Origin of the sequence: Brevundimonas sp. (assembly GCF_036405315.1) — a bacterium.
Taxonomy (GTDB): domain Bacteria; phylum Pseudomonadota; class Alphaproteobacteria; order Caulobacterales; family Caulobacteraceae; genus Brevundimonas.
In genome coordinates, this window is record NZ_DASWXW010000163.1 from 1 (window position 1) to 17,371 (window position 17,371).

At 69.6% G+C, this 17,371-nt stretch carries 14 protein-coding genes; 1 reads left to right on the forward strand and 13 read right to left on the reverse strand.

Annotated elements, in window-relative coordinates:
• From VGE49_RS10275 to VGE49_RS10295, 5 genes are all read right to left on the reverse strand, one after another.
• A partial coding sequence (locus VGE49_RS10275) for a glutamate-5-semialdehyde dehydrogenase (RefSeq protein ID WP_331034461.1) occupies nt 1–1,005 on the reverse strand: 1,005 nt, incomplete at its 3' end.
• The gene (gene proB / locus VGE49_RS10280) at nt 1,002–2,171 is read right to left on the reverse strand and encodes a glutamate 5-kinase (RefSeq protein WP_414643637.1); all 1,170 of its coding nucleotides are present in this window, start codon (nt 2,169–2,171) and stop codon (nt 1,002–1,004) included. The genes VGE49_RS10275 and proB, both read right to left, overlap by 4 nt.
• Nucleotides 2,172–2,304: 133 nt before the next feature.
• The gene (locus VGE49_RS10285; protein WP_331034462.1) at nt 2,305–3,747 is read right to left on the reverse strand and encodes a TolC family protein; all 1,443 of its coding nucleotides are present in this window, start codon (nt 3,745–3,747) and stop codon (nt 2,305–2,307) included.
• The gene (locus VGE49_RS10290) at nt 3,747–7,022 is read right to left on the reverse strand and encodes an efflux RND transporter permease subunit (protein WP_331034463.1); all 3,276 of its coding nucleotides are present in this window, start codon (nt 7,020–7,022) and stop codon (nt 3,747–3,749) included. The genes VGE49_RS10285 and VGE49_RS10290 overlap by 1 nt, the downstream gene beginning before the upstream one ends.
• Nucleotides 7,023–7,027: 5 nt before the next feature.
• Nucleotides 7,028–8,221 (reverse strand): efflux RND transporter periplasmic adaptor subunit, encoded by a 1,194-nt coding sequence (locus VGE49_RS10295; protein WP_331034464.1) that lies wholly within the window; start codon nt 8,219–8,221, stop codon nt 7,028–7,030.
• A gap of 171 nt (nt 8,222–8,392) precedes the next feature.
• On the opposite strand from VGE49_RS10295, the gene VGE49_RS10300 reads away from it, so the two are divergent.
• The gene (locus tag VGE49_RS10300; RefSeq protein ID WP_331034465.1) at nt 8,393–8,986 is read left to right on the forward strand and encodes a TetR/AcrR family transcriptional regulator; all 594 of its coding nucleotides are present in this window, start codon (nt 8,393–8,395) and stop codon (nt 8,984–8,986) included.
• Nucleotides 8,987–9,041: 55 nt separating this feature from the next.
• Here the strand turns inward: VGE49_RS10300 and leuB are convergent, their stop codons facing one another.
• From leuB to ilvC, 8 genes are all read right to left on the reverse strand, one after another.
• Nucleotides 9,042–10,142, reverse strand: coding sequence for a 3-isopropylmalate dehydrogenase (gene leuB / locus VGE49_RS10305; protein WP_331034466.1), 1,101 nt, complete (start codon nt 10,140–10,142; stop codon nt 9,042–9,044).
• Nucleotides 10,142–10,732, reverse strand: a complete 591-nt coding sequence (gene leuD / locus VGE49_RS10310; RefSeq protein WP_331034467.1) for a 3-isopropylmalate dehydratase small subunit — start codon at nt 10,730–10,732, stop codon at nt 10,142–10,144. Before leuD ends, leuB begins: the two co-directional genes overlap by 1 nt.
• Complete coding sequence (leuC, locus tag VGE49_RS10315) at nt 10,732–12,183, reverse strand: 3-isopropylmalate dehydratase large subunit (protein WP_331034468.1); 1,452 nt, start codon at nt 12,181–12,183, stop codon at nt 10,732–10,734. Before leuC ends, leuD begins: the two co-directional genes overlap by 1 nt.
• Nucleotides 12,170–13,144 (reverse strand): branched-chain amino acid transaminase, encoded by a 975-nt coding sequence (locus tag VGE49_RS10320; protein WP_331034469.1) that lies wholly within the window; start codon nt 13,142–13,144, stop codon nt 12,170–12,172. Before VGE49_RS10320 ends, leuC begins: the two co-directional genes overlap by 14 nt.
• Nucleotides 13,128–14,384 carry a 2-isopropylmalate synthase gene (locus VGE49_RS10325; RefSeq protein WP_331034470.1) on the reverse strand — a complete coding sequence of 419 codons (1,257 nt, stop codon included), beginning with the start codon at nt 14,382–14,384 and terminating at the stop codon, nt 13,128–13,130. Before VGE49_RS10325 ends, VGE49_RS10320 begins: the two co-directional genes overlap by 17 nt.
• Nucleotide 14,385: 1 nt before the next feature.
• A complete protein-coding gene (locus VGE49_RS10330; protein ID WP_331034471.1) occupies nt 14,386–14,640 on the reverse strand; it encodes an ACT domain-containing protein in 255 nt (84 codons plus the stop codon).
• 2 nt (nt 14,641–14,642) lie between these two features.
• Nucleotides 14,643–16,361, reverse strand: a complete 1,719-nt coding sequence (gene ilvG, locus VGE49_RS10335) for an acetolactate synthase 2 catalytic subunit (protein WP_331034472.1) — start codon at nt 16,359–16,361, stop codon at nt 14,643–14,645.
• A gap of 28 nt (nt 16,362–16,389) precedes the next feature.
• Nucleotides 16,390–17,371: ketol-acid reductoisomerase (gene ilvC / locus VGE49_RS10340; protein WP_414643638.1), on the reverse strand; the 982-nt coding region annotated here is incomplete at its 5' end.

A 17,371-nucleotide genomic window follows, 5' to 3' on the forward strand; every position in this document is an offset into this window, starting at 1 on the left:
GTGATCCACGGCGCCCGTTACTCCGTCCACGACCCGCACCGACAGGACGGGGGCCAGATATTCGGTGGTCCAGTCGGCCTCGACCGCCTCGGCCGCTTCGGGGACCAGGGCGCGGGTCTCTGCATCGCCGCGCAGTTCGCAACCGGCCTTGATCAGGTCAGCGGCGACGACGGGCAAAAGCCGTTCGGCGGCGGCGCGATCGACCAGCAGGGTCTCGGTGGCGCCGCAGACGGAGACGCGGCGCATCTTGGCGTTGACGGCGACGCGGCGGGCGACCTCAAGGTCGGCGGCGGCGTCCAGATAGGTGTGGCAGAGGCCTTCGAGGTGGCCCAGCACCGGGGCTTTCGCTTCCGCCTGAACGCGGGCGACCAGGCTTTTGCCGCCGCGCGGAATGATCAGGTCGATGGCGCCCTCAAGCCCCGACAGGATGGCGCCCACGGCCTCGCGATCGGGGACGGGGACCAGCTGGATCGCGTCGGAGGGCAGGCCGGCCTCGGCGACGGCGCGGGCGACCACGGCGGCGATGGCGCGCGAGGATTCCAGGCAGTCCGAGCCGCAGCGCAGGATGGCGGCGTTGCCCGAGCGCAGGCACAGGGCGGCGGCGTCGGCGGTGACGTTGGGCCGGCTCTCGTAGATGACGCCCAGCACGCCGATGGGGGTGCGGACGCGGGCGATGTCCAGACCGTTGGCGGGGGTCCAGCGGGCCATCTCGGCGCCGACGGGATCGGGCTGGGCGGCGATGGTCTCGACGGCGACGGCCATGCCCTCGACGCGCGCGGGCGTCAGGGCGAGGCGGTCGATCAGGGCCTCGGTCAGGCCCGAGGCGCGGGCGTTCTCGATGTCGCGGGCGTTGGCCGTCAGGATCTCGGCCTCGGCGGCGCGCAGACCCTCGGCCAGACGGGTCAGGGCCTCGGTGCGTGCGTTTGGCGTGGTTCCGCGAAGGGCGTTGGCGGCGGCGCGGGCGCGGCGGCCCATGTCGAGCATGAGAGCATTGATGTCGGTCATCGGGCTTCCAGCACCAGGTCGTCGCGGTGGATCACGACCGAGGGGCCGCGATAGCCCAGCAGGGTTTCGATCTCGTCGGAATGGCGGCCACGGATCAGGGCGATCTCGTCGGCGGGATAGGCGGCCAGACCGACGCCGACCACGGCGCCGCTGGCGTCCAGCAGGCGCAGGCTTTCGCCCTTTTCAAACGCGCCGCTGACGGCGACGACGCCCGAGGGCAGCAGGCTCTTGCCCGCCTTCAGCGCGTTTACGGCGCCCTCGTCCAGGGTCAGCGAACCGCCCGGCGCCATGCTGCCGGCGATCCACTGCTTCCACGCCGCCAGGGGCGTGGCGGGGGCGGTGATCAGGGTGGCGCGCGCGCCCTCGGTCACGGCCTTCAGCGGGTGCCGGGTCAGGCCTGAGGCGATGACGGTGGCGCAACCGGCGGAGCGGGCGATCTGGGCGGCCGCCAGCTTGGTCGCCATGCCGCCGGTGCCGACCCCGGCGTCCGCATTGGCGCCGCTGGCCATGCCGAGGATGTCGGGTCCGAGGTTCTCGACCAGCGGCAGGTGGCGGGCATTCGGATCGCGGCGCGGATCGGCGGTGTAGAGGCCGTCCACGTCGGAGAGCAGGATCAGCAGGTCGCCGCGCGCCAGCTGGGCCGCCCGGGCGGCCAGGCGGTCGTTGTCGCCGTAGCGGATTTCCTCGGTGGCGACGGTGTCGTTCTCATTGACCACGGGGACGACGCCGTGGGCCAGCAGGGCCTCGACCGTGGCGCGCCCGTTCAGCCAGCGGCGGCGGCGCTCGGTGTCGTCGCGGGTCAGCAGGATCTGGGCGGTGATCAGGCCGTGCGGGGCCAGGGCCTCCTCCCAGGCGTGCATCAAGAGGGTCTGGCCGACGGCGGCGGCGGCCTGCTTATCTTGAAGCCGACCCGGCGTGGTGTTCAGCCGTCCGCGCCCCAGGGCCACGGCGCCGGAGGAGACGACGATGACCTCGCGCCCTTGCTGGCGCAGGTCGGCGATGTCCTGGGCCAGGGAGGCCAGCCAGTCGCGGGCCACGGCGCGGGTGGCGGGATCGATCAGCAGGGATGAGCCGATTTTGACCACCACGCGACGGGCATGGGCCAGGGCCGTCGCAGGGGCGGCGGCGGTCTCGGCGGCGGAGGAGGGCGCGGCGGGGAGGGTCACGTTTCCTCCCTAGAGCATCAATCGGGCCGGGGTCACGTCTGCGGGCGTGAAAATCGTGCGACGCGCGCCAAAAGAAAACGCCCGGCGGGGTCGAACCTGCCGGGCGTCTCTGTTTTCAGCGATGATCGAGCGATCAGGCTTCCGGGTCGGGCGCCTGATCCCAGCCGCCCGCCAGGGCCTTGAACAGGGCGATCTGGTAGGTGACGACCTGGGCTTCCGAAGCGGCCAGGGCGGCGTCGGCGCCGGCCAGGGTCCGTTCCGAATCCAGCACCGTCAGGAAGCTGTCGGCGCCGGCGTCGAAGCGCAGACGCGACAGACGGGCCGCCGTGGCCGCCTGATCCCGCGCGGTGCGCAGGGCTGTGCGGCGGTCCAGTTCGTTGGCGTAGGCGCTGAGCGCCGTCTCGGTCTCCTGCAGCGCCGTCAGCACGGACTGGTCGAAGCCGGCCAGGGCCGCGTCGGTCTGGGCGTCGGCCTGCTTGATGCGGGCGCGGGCCACGGCGATGTTGGGGAAGTTCCAGCTGATCAGCGGACCGACGCTGAAGCGGAAGCTGGAATCCTTGCCCAGGTCGTTGCTGTCCAGCGCCGACGTGCCCAGGGATCCGCCCAGGCTGATGGTCGGATAGAGGCTGGCGGTGGCCACGTTCACGCGGGCGGCGGCGGCGGCCAGCTTCTGCTCGGCCTGGCGCACGTCGGGACGACGGGCCAGAAGCGCCGCGCCGTCGCCGACGGGGATCGGTTGCGACAGTTGCGGCGGCGACTGACAGCCGCGGGCCGCCTCGCTGGCTTCGGCCGGGGTGCGCCCGGTCAGGGTCGAGAGGCGATAGAGGGCGCCGTCGCGCTGGGCCCGCAGGGGCGGCAGGCTGGCGCGGGTCTGTTCCAGGGCCGCGCGGGCGCGGGCCACGTCCAGACCATTGCCGGAACCGCCGTCCAGCAGGCGCTGGGTCAGATCGACCGTCTTGCCCTGCAGGTCGATGGTGCGTTCAGCCACCGCGATCTGGGCGTTGGCCGAGCAGGTGTCGGCATAGGCCCGGGCGGTTTCGGCGACGACCGAAATCCGCACCACCTCCAGGGCCTCGGCGGCGGCGGCGGCGTCGGCGCGGGCGGCGCGGATGGCCGAGCCGACGCGACCGAACAGGTCGATCTCATAGGCCATGTCGAGACCGGCGCTGTAGGTCTCGCCGTTCTCGAACGATTGGCCGTTGTTGCCGTCGGCCGTGGCGGCGGCCGAGCTGCGGCCGTACTGACCCGAGGCGTTCAGATTGGTGGTCGGCAGACGGCCGGCGCGGGCTTCGGACAGCGAGGCCCGGACGGCGCGCAGATTGGCCGCGGCCGCCTCCAGCTCGTTGTTCTCGGTCAGCGCCTGCTGGATCAGGCCGTCCAGCGTGGCGTCGTTATAGAGCCGCCACCAGTCGGCGCGGGCCGCCTCGGTCGAAACCGAGGCGGATTGCGAGCCGATGAAGGCGCCCTGGCCCTGCGCCGGGATCGTAGGGTTCGGCGCCTTGGGCCCGACCGCGCAGGCGGCGAGCAGAAGCGCGGCGCCGGAAACGGTCAGGAGGGGGAGGACTTTACGGTTCATCAGGCGTCTCCCAGGCGCGGGCTGGCCGTGGCGGGGGCCGCCGGCGCGGGGTCTTTGGGGTCGTACGGATCATGCGGCGGCGCGCCGTAGGTGGTGGGCAGCTCGCGCGCCTTGACCGGGGGCTTGGGCAGCTTGGCCGAGAGCCAGCGCATGATGACGTAGAAGACCGGGGTGAAGATCAGACCGAAGAAGGTCACGCCCAGCATGCCGGAGAAGACCGCCGTGCCCAGCGACTGGCGCATTTCGGCGCCGGGGCCGGTCGCCAGCATCAGCGGCACGACGCCGAAGATGAAGGCGAAGGAGGTCATCAGGATCGGACGCAGACGCACCTTGGCGGCGTAAACAGCCGCTTCGAAGCGATCCATGCCCTCTTCCTCTTCCGCCTGCTTGGCGAATTCGACGATCAGGATGGCGTTCTTGGCCGCCAGGGCGATCAGGACGACGAGGCCGATCTGGACCAGGATGTTGTTGTCCAGACCGCGGATGTTCACCCCGATCATGGCCGCCAGCAGACACATGGGGACGATCAGCACCACCGCGAGCGGCAGGGTGAAGGCCTCATACTGCGCCGCCAGCACCAGGAAGACGAAGACCACGGCCATGATGAAGATCATCGAGGCGCCGCCCGAGGCCTGCTTCTCCTGCAGGGCCAGTTCGGTCCACTCGTAGCTGAAGCCTTGCGGCAGGGCCTGGGAGGCCAGCTGCTCCATCGCGGCGATGCCCTGGCCGGACGAGACGCCCGGCGCGGCCTGGCCTTGAAGCTCGGAAGCCGGGAACAGGTTGTAGCGGACGACGCGGGCCGGACCGGAGTCCTCGCGCAGGTTGGCGACGGCGCCGATCGGCACCATGGCGCCGGAGGCGGAGCGGGTCTTCAGGTTGGCGATGTCGGCGATGTCGTCGCGGGCCGAGGGTTCAGCCTGGGCGGTGACGCGGAAGGTGCGTCCCAGCAGGTTGAAGTCGTTGATGTAGGACGAGCCCAGATAGACGCCGAGGGTGTCGAACACCGCCGACGGCTGGACCCCCATCATCAGGGCCTTGTCGCGATCGACGTCGGCGGCGATGCGGGGCGAGCCGGTGTTGTAGGTCGAGAAGACCTGCTGCACCTGGTCCGGCATCTGGGCCGCGCCGCCCATCATGGCGAAGGTGGCGCCTTCCAGCGCGCGGTAGCCCGCGCCGGAACGGTCCTGGATCATCATCTTGAAGCCGTTGCCGTTGCCCAGGCCCTGAACGGCCGGGGGGGCGATGACGAAGATGTTGGCTTCCTCGATGCCGCCGGTGGCGCCGGTGATGGCGCCCGCCAGGGCGGTGGCGGCCTGTTCCTTGGTGCGGTTCTCGAAGGCGTCGAGGCGCACGAAGATGGTCGCGGCGTTGGAGCCGAACGAGAAGCTGGAGCCGTCGAGACCGGCGAAGGCCACGGTGCCGTCGACACCCTCGGTCTTCTGGATGATCTCGTTGGCGCGCTTCATCACGGCTTCGGTGCGGTCCAGCGAGGCGCCGGCCGGAAGCTGGATGACGCCGATCAGGAAGCCCTGATCCTGCTCGGGAATGAAGCCCGAGGGCGTGTCCACCAGGCGCCAGCCGGTCAGGGCCAGCAGGCCCGCATAGACGATCATGACAACCATCACCGAACGCACCAGGCGGGCGGTCAGGCGGCCGTAGGTGTCCGACAGCCAGTCGAAGCCCTGGTTGAACTTATCGCCGGCCCAACGGACGTAGTAGGTGATCGCGCCCCACAGGCCCGGCTTGCGGACGTTGTCGTGCGCGGTGTGCGGCTTGAGCAGCAGGGCCGCCAGAGCCGGGGACAGGGTCAGGGACACCACCAGCGAGATCAGCGTCGCCGAGGCGATGGTGACGGCGAACTGGCGATAGAAGATGCCGGGGATGCCGGGCACGAAGGCGGTCGGGACGAACACCGCCGTCAGCACCAGGCCGATGGCGATCAGGGCGCCCGAGACCTCCTGCATCGAACGATAGGCGGCCTCCTTGGGCGTCAGTCCCTCTCGCAGATATCGCTCGACGTTCTCGACCACGATGATGGCGTCGTCGACGACGATGCCGACGGCCAGAACCAGGGCGAACAGCGACAGGGAGTTGATCGAATAGCCCAGGGCCAGCTGCACCGCGAAGGTGCCGACCAGGGCCACCGGGATGGCGATGATGGGAATGACGGCCGCGCGCCAGGTCTGCAGGAAGATCAGGACGACCAGGGCGACCAGAACGACGGCTTCGAACACGGTGTGCTGCACCGCCTCGACCGAAGCGGCGACGAATTCCGTCGGGTTGTAGGGGATGGAGACAGCCATGCCGGCGGGCAGCTCGGCCTTGATGGCCTCGACCTCGGCCAGGACGCGATTGGCGGTGCCCAGCGCGTTGGCGCCCGGCTGCTGGACGATGGCGACGCCGACGCCGCGCTCGCCGTCGAAGAAGCCGCGGATGCCGTAGTCCTGAGCGCCCAGTTCGACGCGCGCGACGTCGCGGACGCGGGTCACGCGGCCTTCGGCGTCGGTCTTGATGACGACGTCGGCGAACTGATCGGGGTCGGACAGACGGCCCTGCACTTGAACCGGCAGCTGGAAGGCGGCGGCGTTGGTGGTGAAGGGCGGCTGGCCGATGGCGCCGGCCGCGGCCTGGACGTTCTGGGCGCGCAAGGCGGCGACGATATCGGGACCCGTCAGACCACGCTCGGCCGCCTTGGCCGGGTCGATCCAGACGCGCATCGAATAGTTGCCGCCGCCGAAGACCTGGACCTGACCCACGCCGTCGATCCGCAGCAGGCGGTCGCGCAGCGTTGAGTTGGCGTAGTTGCCGACGTAGTCGTTATCCAGGCTGCCGTCCGGCGAGGTCAGGCCGACGATCATCAGGAAGCCGCTTTCGGCCTTGTTGACCGTGACGCCGATCTGGCGGACCTGCTCGGGCAGCTTGGGCTCGGCCAGGGCGACGCGGTTCTGGACCAGGACCTGGGCGGAATCGAGATCCGTGCCGGGCTGGAAGGTCACGGTGATCGCCACCGCCCCGTCCGAGGTGGACGAGGAGGTCAGGTACAGCATCTTCTCGACGCCGTTGACCTCTTGCTCAATGGGGGCCGCCACGGTCTCGGCCAGGGTCTCGGCCGAGGCGCCGGGGTAGGCGGCGTTGATGGTGATGGTGGGCGGCGCGATCTCCGGATACTGCGACAACGGCAGCATCGGATAGGCGAACAGGCCGACCAGGGTGATGAACACCGATATGACGCCCGCGAAGATCGGGCGGTCGATGAAGAAGCGGGAGATATTCATCTATCTTAGCCCGCGTTGGCGAAGGAGGCGCTGGAGGCCGGCGCCGCCTGGGTGACGGGGGCCGAACCGGCTTGCGGCGCCACGGGGGCGATGGTCCCGTTCTTCGGCTGAACCTTCATGCCCGGCATCTGGATGCGTTGGCCGCCGGCGATGATGACGCGGTCGGTCGGCTTCAGGCCGGAACGAATGACGCGCAGGCCGTCGACCAGGGGGCCGGTCTGGACGGCGCGCGGCTCGGTCGAGCCGTCGGGCTTGACGACGATGACCACGCGGCGGGCGGCGTCGGTGGCGATGGCCGAGTCCGGCACCAGCAGGGCCTGGTAGGCGCCGGCGCCGGCCAGTTGGGCCTGACCGAACATGCCGGGCTTCAGGAAGCCGTCGGCGTTGGCCACCACGGCGCGCAGGCGAATGGTGCCCGAGGCCGGATCGATGGCGTTGTCGGTGAAGTCCAGCGTGCCGACACGGTCATAGCTGGTCTCGTCCTGCAGGCGGATGCGGATCGGGGCCGCGCCGCCGACGCGGGCGTCGCGCTGATACTTGAGCGCCAGAGCTTCGGAACCGTCGAAGACGAAATAGATCGGCGAGGCTGAAACCACGGTCGTCAGGACGTCGCCGGCCGAGGAGCCGCCGCCGATCAGGTTGCCCGGATCGACCCGGCGGTCGGAGACGCGGCCCGCGATCGGGGCGGTGACGCGGGTGAACTCGACGTCCAGCTGACGGGCGCGGATGGCGGCGTTGGCGGCCGAGACGGCGGCCTGGGCCTGGGCCACCGCGCCGCGCTTGGCGTCGACCTCGGCCTGGGACACGGCTTGCGAAGCCAGCAGGCCTTCAGAGCGGGCGAACTCGGTGCGGGCCAGGGTCAGCTGGGCCTGGGCTTGCGACAGCTGGGCCTGGGCGGAGGCCAGGGCGGCCTGGGCCGGGCGCGGGTCCAGCGTGAACAGAAGTTGGCCCTGACGCACGAAGTCGCCGTCCTTGAAGTGGACCGACTGGATGTAGCCGCCGACGCGGGCGCGCACGTCCACTGTGCGGGGGGCCTCGAAGCGTCCCGTGACCTCGTCCCAGTCAACGACCTGACGGACCAGGGGGGTGGCCACCGTCACCGGCGGGGCCTGGGGTGCGGGGGCTTCGCCGCCCTTGGAACAGCCGTAGAGGGCGGTCGCCATCAAGACGGACGCGGCCGCGATCTTCACCGTGCGCATCGGCGCATTCTCCTTGGGAGGAATTTATACGTAACAGACATAGCAGAACGGCGATCATCGGGGGAGGACACGCCAGTCAACGTCGGGTGACTTATTGATGATCGCGGTTCCGCTTGTCAACGCCTGATGACAAAGCCATATAGGGGGTAAGGTTTATTGGAGTGCGACCAATTGGTCCTGTGCGACGCCCCCCGACCGCGTAACGCCAACGCCACGCGCCAGGCTATTCTGGAAGCGGCGCGCGAACGCTTTTGCTCGGAAAGTTACGACGACGTCGGCATGCGCGACGTCGCGCGCGACGTCGGCGTGGATGCGGCGCTGATCAGCCGCTACTTCGGGTCCAAGGAAGACCTGTTCGTCGCCGTTCTGGACAGCTGCAAGAACGGCCGCGATCTGATGGACGGCCCGCGCGAGGACTTCGGCGAACGGCTGGCGCGCGAGATCGTCTATGGCGAGGTCATGCCGTGCCAGGATGACGGGGCGGGCGCCAAGATGCGCGGCCTGTTGATCCTGCTGCGTTCGGTCGGTTCGGCCAAGGCGATGGACGTCATGCAGCGCACCTCCAACAATCGCTTCTTCGACCCCCTGGCAGCCTGGATCGGCGGTCCGGACGCCCCGGTGCGGGCGCGTCTGGCGGCGGGCCTGATCATGGGCATGGCGATCGGGCGCGAACTGTCGGACGGCTATTCCTCGCTGAATGAGACGCAGAAGGCGGAGCTGGCGCGGCGTATGGCCGTGGCGCTGCAGGGCCTGATCGACAACTGAATGCAAAAAGGGCGGACCGCGAGGCCCGCCCTTTCTCTATGCCCGACGTCGGGGCTCAGGCCCAGTGCATCGGCACATGGCGCGCGGCGGCCCAGTGGATGGCGCGGATGGCGTCGACGATGGCGCGGGTGGCCTCGACCGTGCCCAGAGCCCCGCCCAGATCAGCCGTCACAGCGCCGGAGGCCTGGACGGCGGCGACGGCGGCCTCGATCGAATCCGCCTCGTCTTCCAACTCGAAGCTGTGACGCAGCATCATGGCCGCTGACAGCACCATGCCGATGGGGTTGGCCAGATCCTGACCCGCGATGTCGGGGGCCGAGCCGTGGATGGGCTCGAACAGGCCGGGACCGCTGCTGCCCAGCGAGGCCGAGGGCAGCAGGCCGATGGAGCCGCCCAGCACCGAGATCTCGTCCGACAGGATGTCGCCGAACATGTTCTCGGTCAGGATGACGTCATACGCGCGCGGCTTGCGGATCAGGTGCATGGCCATGGAGTCGACCAGGGCGTGCTCCAGGGTGATCTGCGGATATTCCTCGGCGTGGATGCGGGTCACGACCTCGCGCCACAGACGGCTGGTCTCCATGACATTGGCCTTGTCGACCGAAGTGACCTTGCCGCGACGCTGGCCAGCGGCCTGGAAGGCGGCGCGGGCGACGCGCTCGATCTCCTCGACCGTATAGACGCACAGGTCCGAGGCGCTGGTTTCGGTGCGGGTCTTTTCGCCGAAATAGACGCCGCTGGTCAGTTCGCGGAAGACGATCAGATCGACGCCCTCGACGATCTCCTTCTTTAGCGGCGACAGGTGGGCCAGGACCGGCGAGACCTGCAGGGGCCGCAGGTTGGCGTACAGGCCCATGGCCTTGCGGATGGCCAGCAGGCCCTGTTCCGGCCGAACCGGTGCGCCGTCCCACCTGGGACCGCCGACCGCACCCAGCAGAACGGCGTCGGAGGCCAGGCAGGCGGCTTTCGTTTCCTCGGGCAGGGCCTCGCCGGTCGCGTCGATGGCGGCGCCGCCGATCAGGTGCTCGGCGAACTCGAAGCGGTGGCCGTAGATGTCGCCGATGCAGGTCAGGACACGCTCGGCCGCCAGGGCGACCTCAGGCCCGACGCCGTCGCCGAGCAGGACCACGATGTTGAAGGTGCGGGTGTGGGGCATCAGTTGGTCTCCGGTTCACGGAAGCGTTCGTAGGTCTGGATGTAGGGCAGCCTGGCTTGCAGCCAGCCGAGGGTGTCGACGCCGTCGAGCAGGCACTGGCGGGCGAAGGCCTCGACCTTGAAGGGGACGGGGGCGACGTTGCCGCGACGGATCTCGCCGGCTTCCAGATCAATGGTGACGGCCTGTTCCGGGTGGGCGGCCAGATCGTCCCAGGTCGCCTGGTCGACAACTATGGGCAGGAAGCCGTTCTTCAGCGCATTGGAGGTGAAGATGTCGGCGATCTCGGTCGAGATCACGGCCCGGAAGCCATAGTCCAGCAGGGCCCAGGGCGCGTGCTCGCGCGACGAGCCGCAGGCGAAGTTGGGGCCCGCCAGCAGGATGCGCTGTTCGGTCGGGTCGATGCGGTTCAGCACGGATTCCGGCTTGGCCGAACCGTCCGCCTCATAACGCCAGTCGTGGAAGGCGTGGGCGCCCAGACCCTCGCGCGTCGTCGTGGTCAGGAAGCGGGCGGGGATGATCTGGTCGGTGTCGATATTGGCCTGGCTTAGGGTCAGGGTCTTCGACGTCAGCGTCTTGAAAGGCTCAGACATTATTCTGCTCCTGCCGCCGCGTGCTCGGCGCTCGGCTGCATGAGGAGGGCCGCCTCCGACAGATAGGCGCGCGGGTCGGTCAGGACGCCGGCGACGGCGCTGGCCGCGGCGGTGGCGGGGCTGGCCAGGATGGTGCGGGCGCCCTTGCCCTGACGGCCTTCGAAATTGCGGTTGGAGGTGGAGACCGCCAGCTGGCCGGGGGCGACGAAGTCGCCGTTCATGGCGATGCACATGGAGCAGCCAGGGATGCGCCATTCGGCGCCCGCCTCGGTGAAGACCTTGTCCAGACCTTCGGCCTCGGCGTCGCGACGCACGGCCTCGGAGCCGGGCACGACCAGCATCCGCACCCCTGGCTGGACCTTGCGGCCGCGCAGGACGTCGGCGGCGGCGCGCAGGTCGGGCAGGCGGCCGTTGGTGCAGCTGCCGATGAAGACGACGTCGACCTTGTGGCCGGTCGTCGCCTCGCCGGCGGTGAAGCCCATGTAGGCGATGGCCTTTCGGTCCGAGTCCGAGCGCGGTTGCGGCACCGGGGCACCGACCGGGGCGCCGGCGTTGGGGGTGGTGCCCCAGGTGGCCATGGGGCGGATGGCGGCGCCGTCCAGCGTCACCTCCTTGTCGAAGACCGCGCCGGGGTCCGAGGCCAGGCTCAGCCAGTCGGCGGCGGCGGCCTCATAGTCGGCCGGGACGTGTTTGCGGCCGCGCAGCCATTCCACGGTGGTCTGGTCGGGCGCGATCATGCCTGCGCGAGCGCCCGCCTCGATGGACATGTTGCACAGGGTCATGCGCCCTTCCATGTCCAGCGCCCGCACGGCCTCGCCGGCATATTCGATGACGTAGCCGGTGCCTCCGCCGAAGCCGATGGCGGCGATGACGGCCAGGGCCATGTCCTTGCCCGAGACGCCGGGGCGCAGGCGCCCATCAACGGTGACGCGCATGGATTTGGCGCGGCGCTGCAGCAGACACTGGGTGGCCAGGACGTGTCCGACTTCAGAGGTGCCGATGCCGAATGCCAGGGCCCCGAAGGCGCCGTGGGTGGCGGTATGGCTGTCGCCGCAGACCACGGTCATACCCGGCTGGGTCAGACCCAGCTCAGGCCCCATGACGTGGACCACGCCGCGCTGGTCGGAATCCCAGCCCGCCAGTTCGACGCCGTGGCGGGCGCAGTTGGCCTCCAGGGTCTCGACCTGATTTTTGGCGGCGGCGGTGAAGTAGGGGCGCTGGCCGTCCGCCCCGGCGGGCAGGGTGGGGGTGGAGTGGTCCAGGGTGGCGAAGGTGCGGTCGGGGCGGCGGACCTTCAGGCCGCGCGCCTCGATTTCGGAGAAGGCCTGGGGCGAGGTGACTTCGTGGACCAGATGCAGGTCCACATACATGACGCCCGGCGTCTCGGCCGTTTCCGGCACGACGACGTGCCGGTCCCAGACCTTTTCATAGAGGGTCCTAGGCCGGCTCATGCGCGCGCTCCTTTTCAGGGGCGGCGGCTTCAGCCTCGCCGATGGGCTCCAGCCAGCCGAAGCGGTCCGGGGTCGTGCCGTCGAACAGGCCGCGGAAGGCCGTGTTGACCGCCTTGGTGATCGGGCCGGGGCCGTTGGCGCGGGTGGCGATGCCGTCGATGGAGCGGACGGGGGTGATCTCGGCGGCGGTGCCGGTCATGAAGACCTCGTCGGCGACGTACAGGGCCTCGCGCGGCAGGATCTGTTCGTGCGCCTCGTAGCCCAGTCCGCGCGCCAGCTTCATCACCGTGTCGCGGGTGATGCCCTGCAGGATGGAGGCGGCGGCGGGCGGGGTCATCAGCACCCCGTCCTTGACCACGAACAGGTTCTCGCCGGCGCCTTCCGACAGACGGCCGTCGACGCCCAGGGCGATGCCTTCGCCGAAGCCGCCGACGCGGGCTTCACGCCCGATCAGATAGCCGGACAGATAGTTGCCGCCCGCCTTGGCGCCCGCCGGGATGGTGTTGGGCGCGACGCGGTTCCAGCTGGAGATGCAGGCGTCGACGCCCTTCTCCAGAGCCTCCTCGCCCAGATAGGCGCCCCAGGGGAAGGCCGAGATCATGACGTCGGTGCGGATGTTCTGCGGCGACGGCGTCACGCCCATGCCGCACTCGCCCAGGAAGGCCAGGGGCCGCAGGTAGGCCGAACGCAGACCCTCGGACCGGACCACGTCCTTGCAGGCCTGGACCAGCTCGTCCTCGGTGAAGGACAGGGGGAAGTGATAGATGCGCGCGCTGTCGAACAGGCGGCGGATGTGGTCGGTCAGGCGGAAGCCGCACGGGCCGTTCGGGGTGTCATAGACGCGGATGCCTTCGAACACCGAGGTGCCGTAGTGCAGGGCGTGGCTCATGACGTGAATCCTGGCGTCGGCCCAGGGCGTCAGGTCGCCGTTGATCCAGATGTTCTTAGCCAGCGGTTGCATAGGTCTTGTCCATTTGTGCGGAGCCCGCCCCGGCTGTCACAGCCGCGATGATGGCGGTCAGCTCCGCGTCATTGATTTCGCCGATCTGGTCGGCGCGTTGCTTGAAGCCGGCGAAGACCTCGGCCAGGCGCTGGCCCTCCAGCACGTGGCCCAGGGCCTCGGCTCGCTTGCCGACCGCGTGGCGGCCGGAATGCTTGCCCAGCACGAAGTAGCTGCCCTCGAAACCGACGTCCTCGGGACGCATGATCTCGTAGGTGCGGCTGTCGGCCATCATGCCGTGCTGGTGGATCCCGGCCTCGTGGGCGAAGGCGTTCAGGCCGACGATGGCCTTGTTGCGGGCGATGACCGTCTCGGTCACGTCGCGCAGGGTCTGCGAGGCCCGCACCAGGTGGCGGCTCTCGGCCGATACGCTGACGCCATAGCGGTCCGCGCGGGTGCGCAGGGCCATGATGATCTCCTCGATGGAGGCGTTTCCGGCCCGTTCGCCGATGCCGTTGATCGCGCCCTCGATCTGACGCGCCCCGCCCTCGACGGCAGCCAGGGAGTTGGCCACGGCCAGACCCAGGTCGTTGTGGGCGTGCGACGAGAAGATGATGTCGGCGTGACGCGGACGGATGATGCCGTCCAGATAGGCGAAGCGCTGACGCACTTCTTCCGGCGTGGCGTAGCCGACGGTGTCGGGCACGTTCAGCGTCTGGGCGCCCGCATCGGCGGCGGCTGTCAGGGCCTCGGCCAGGAACTCCGGCTCGGTGCGGAAGGCGTCCTCGGCCGAGAACTCCACGTCGTCGAACATCGAGGCGGCGTATTCCACCGTGCGGGAAATGGTGGCCAGCACCTCGTTGGTGCTCATGCGCAGCTTGGCCGAGCGGTGGATCGGGCTGGTGGCCAGGAAGACGTGGCAGCGGCGATGCGACTTCGGCGCAGGCGACAGGGCCCGGAACGAGGCGTCGATGTCCTTCTCGTTGGCGCGCGACAGCGAGGCGAAGACCGGTCCCTCGATCTCGCCCGCCACGCGGCGGATGCACTCCTCGTCGCCGGGCGATGCGGCGGCGAAGCCGGCCTCGATCACGTCCACGCCCAGGTCGCGCAGGACATGGGCCATCTTCAGCTTGGACTCGGCCGACATGGAGAAGCCGGGGGCCTGTTCGCCGTCGCGCAGAGTGGTGTCGAAGACGATGACGCGGTTGGGATCCGACGCCGTAATCTCGGCGGTTCTGGATACTCGTTCTACTCGGGACATTTTACGCGGCCTCGGACTGGTAGGCGGGGGCGGCGATGCGAGCGACGCCGAACAGGCGGTCGATCTGGCAGCCCAGGTTGTCGATGGAGCGCGCGGCGTCGCGGCCGCGCACGGTCAGGGCGATGCGGCGCGAGGCGCCGTCGACGTCGGCCATGCTCATGCCGTCGATGTGGAAGCCGCGGCGTTCCACCAGGCCGATGAGACGCTGAAGCGAGCCGTCGGCCCGGTCGATCTGGATGTGAATGGTGTCGCTCATGTTCATGCGCCTTCCATCATTTCAGCGTTGCTCTTGCCCGGCGGAACCAGGGGCCAGACGTTCTCTTTGGGGTTGATGACGACGTGGGCCAGGCAGGGGCCGTCGGCGGCCAGCAGGCGGGCGATGCCGGCCTCGACCTGATCGCGTTGCGCGATGCGGAAGGCCTCGATGCCGAAGGCCTCGGCCACCTTCACGAAGTCCGGGTTGTCGGACAGATCGACCTCGGAATAGTTCTCTTCGAAGAACAGCTCCTGCCACTGGCGCACCAGGCCCAGGGAGGAGTTGTCCAGCAGGACGATCTTCAGGGCGACGCCGTAACGCTTCAGCGTGGCCAACTCCTGGATGTTCATCATGAAGCCGCCGTCGCCGGCGATGGTGACGACCGTGGCGGAAGGGTCGGCCAGCTTGGCGCCCAGACCGGCGGGCAGGCCGAAGCCCATGGCGCCCAGACCGCCCGAGGTGATGTGGGCTTCCGGCCTGGAGAAGCGACAGTGCTGGGCGGCCCACATCTGATGCTGGCCGACGTCGCAGGCGGCGACGAAGCGGTCGCCGGCGGCCTCGGACAACTGTTTCAGCAGGGCGGGCGCATAGACGTCTTCGCCCGGCGCGTCATAGCGGGCCGCGTGATGGGCGGCGGCCGAGGCGCAGCGGATGACCCAGGGGTCGATGGCCAGGGGGGCGGCGGCCAAGCGCGAAGTCAGGGCCTCGACCCCGGGCTTCAGCTCGCCGGCGACCGCGACGTGGGTTTCACGCAGCTTGCCGATCTCCGAGGCGTCGACGTCGAAGTGGACGACGCGGGCGTGGGGGGCGAACTCGGCCAGCTTGCCGGTGGCGCGGTCGTCGAAACGGGCGCCCAGGACGATCAGCAGGTCGGACGCCTGGACCGCCTCATTGGCGGCGCGCGTGCCGTGCATGCCCAGCATCCCCAGGAAGCCGGGGGCGTCGGTCGGAACCGTGCCCAGGGCGTTCAGGGTCGAGACGGTCGGGATGCCGGTGGCCTCGGCGAAGGCGCGGACGGCCTCGGTCGCGCGGCCGATCTTCACCCCGCCGCCGATGTAGATCAGCGGGCGCTCGGCGGCGCGGATGAAGCGTTCGGCCTCGGCGATGGCGTCGTGGTTCAGCGGGATCGTTTCGTTGGGGATGTTGAAGCCGAACGGGGCGGCGGCCGTGGCGAACTGGACGTCTTTCGGCAGGTCGACCAGGACCGGGCCGGGACGACCCGAGGCGGCGATGTGGAAGGCCTGTTCGACGGCGGCCGGGATCTCGGCCGCGTCGCGCACCAGGATGGAGTGTTTCACGATCGGCAGGGTGACGCCCAGGATGTCGATCTCCTGGAAGGCGTCGGTGCCCATGACGCCCTGAGGGACGTTGCCGGTGATGCAGACCATCGGCACCGAATCCATCATGGCGTTGGCGATGCCGGTGATCAGATTGGTGGCGCCGGGCCCCGAGGTGGCCATGCAGACGCCGACCTTGCCCGAGGCGCGGGCGTAGGCGTCGGCGGCGAAGGCCGCGCCCTGTTCGTGACGGACCAGGATGTGCTTCAGGCCCGTGCCGGTCAGGGCGTCGTAGATCGGCATGATGGCGCCGCCGGGGTAGCCGAAGACCACCTCCACGCCCATCCGCTCCAGGCTGGAGACGAGCAGGCGCGCGCCGGTGGCCGTGTCGTTCACGGCCGCCGGGGCGGGGGCGGTTTTCAGGGCGGGCGCGGCGGCGCTCATCGGGTCAGTCTCTCTTTATATACGCGGGTCAGGCGGCGGCCGATTTGGCCGCCTGCAGCCAGGCCATGCGCTCGCGCAGGCGGGCGCCCGTTTGTTCGATGTGGGATTGGCGATCCGCGTCCAGCCAGGCCTGGTACTGCGGCTTGCCGGCCTCGTTCTCGGCGATCCAGTTGCGCGCGAAGGTGCCGTCCTGAATCTCGGTCAGGACCTCCTTCATGCGGGCGCGGGTCTCGTCGGTGATGACGCGCGGGCCGCTGGCGACCGCGCCCCACTTGGCCGTTTCCGAGATGAAGTGGTGCATCTTGGAGATGCCGCCCTCGTAGAAGAGGTCCACGATCAGCTTCAGCTCGTGCAGGCACTCGAAGTAGGCGATCTCGGGCTGGTAGCCGGCCTCGACCAGGGTGTTGAAGCCCGAGATGACCAGTTCCTTGGCGCCGCCGCACAGGACCGCCTGTTCGCCGAACAGGTCGGTCTCGGTCTCTTCGCGAAACGAGGTCTCCAGCAGGCCGCCGGTCGCGCCGCCGATGCCCTTGGCGTAACCCATGGCGCGGTCGCGCGCCTTGCCGGTGGCGTCCTTCTCGATGGCGAACAGGCTGGGGACGCCCCGGCCGCGCGCGAACTCGCGACGGACCAGATCGCCCGGGCCTTTAGGGGCGACCAGGATGACGTCCATGTCGTCGCGCGGCGTGATGCGGTCATAGATGATCGAGAAGCCGTGGGCGAACAGCAGGGCGGCGCCCGGCTTGGCGTTCGGCTCGATGATGTCGCGATAGACCTCGTTCTGAATCATGTCCGGGGTCAGGATGGCGATGATGTCGGCGCCGCGGACGGCCTCGGCCGGCTCGGCGACAGGGACGCCGTCGGCCGCAGCGTGTTTCCAGCCCGTGCCGCCCTGACGAACGCCGACGACGACGTCATGGCCCGAGTCCTTCAGGTTCTGGGCGTGGGCGCGGCCCTGCGAGCCATAGCCGATGACGGCGATGCGCTGGCCGGCGATGGCGCCCGGCTTG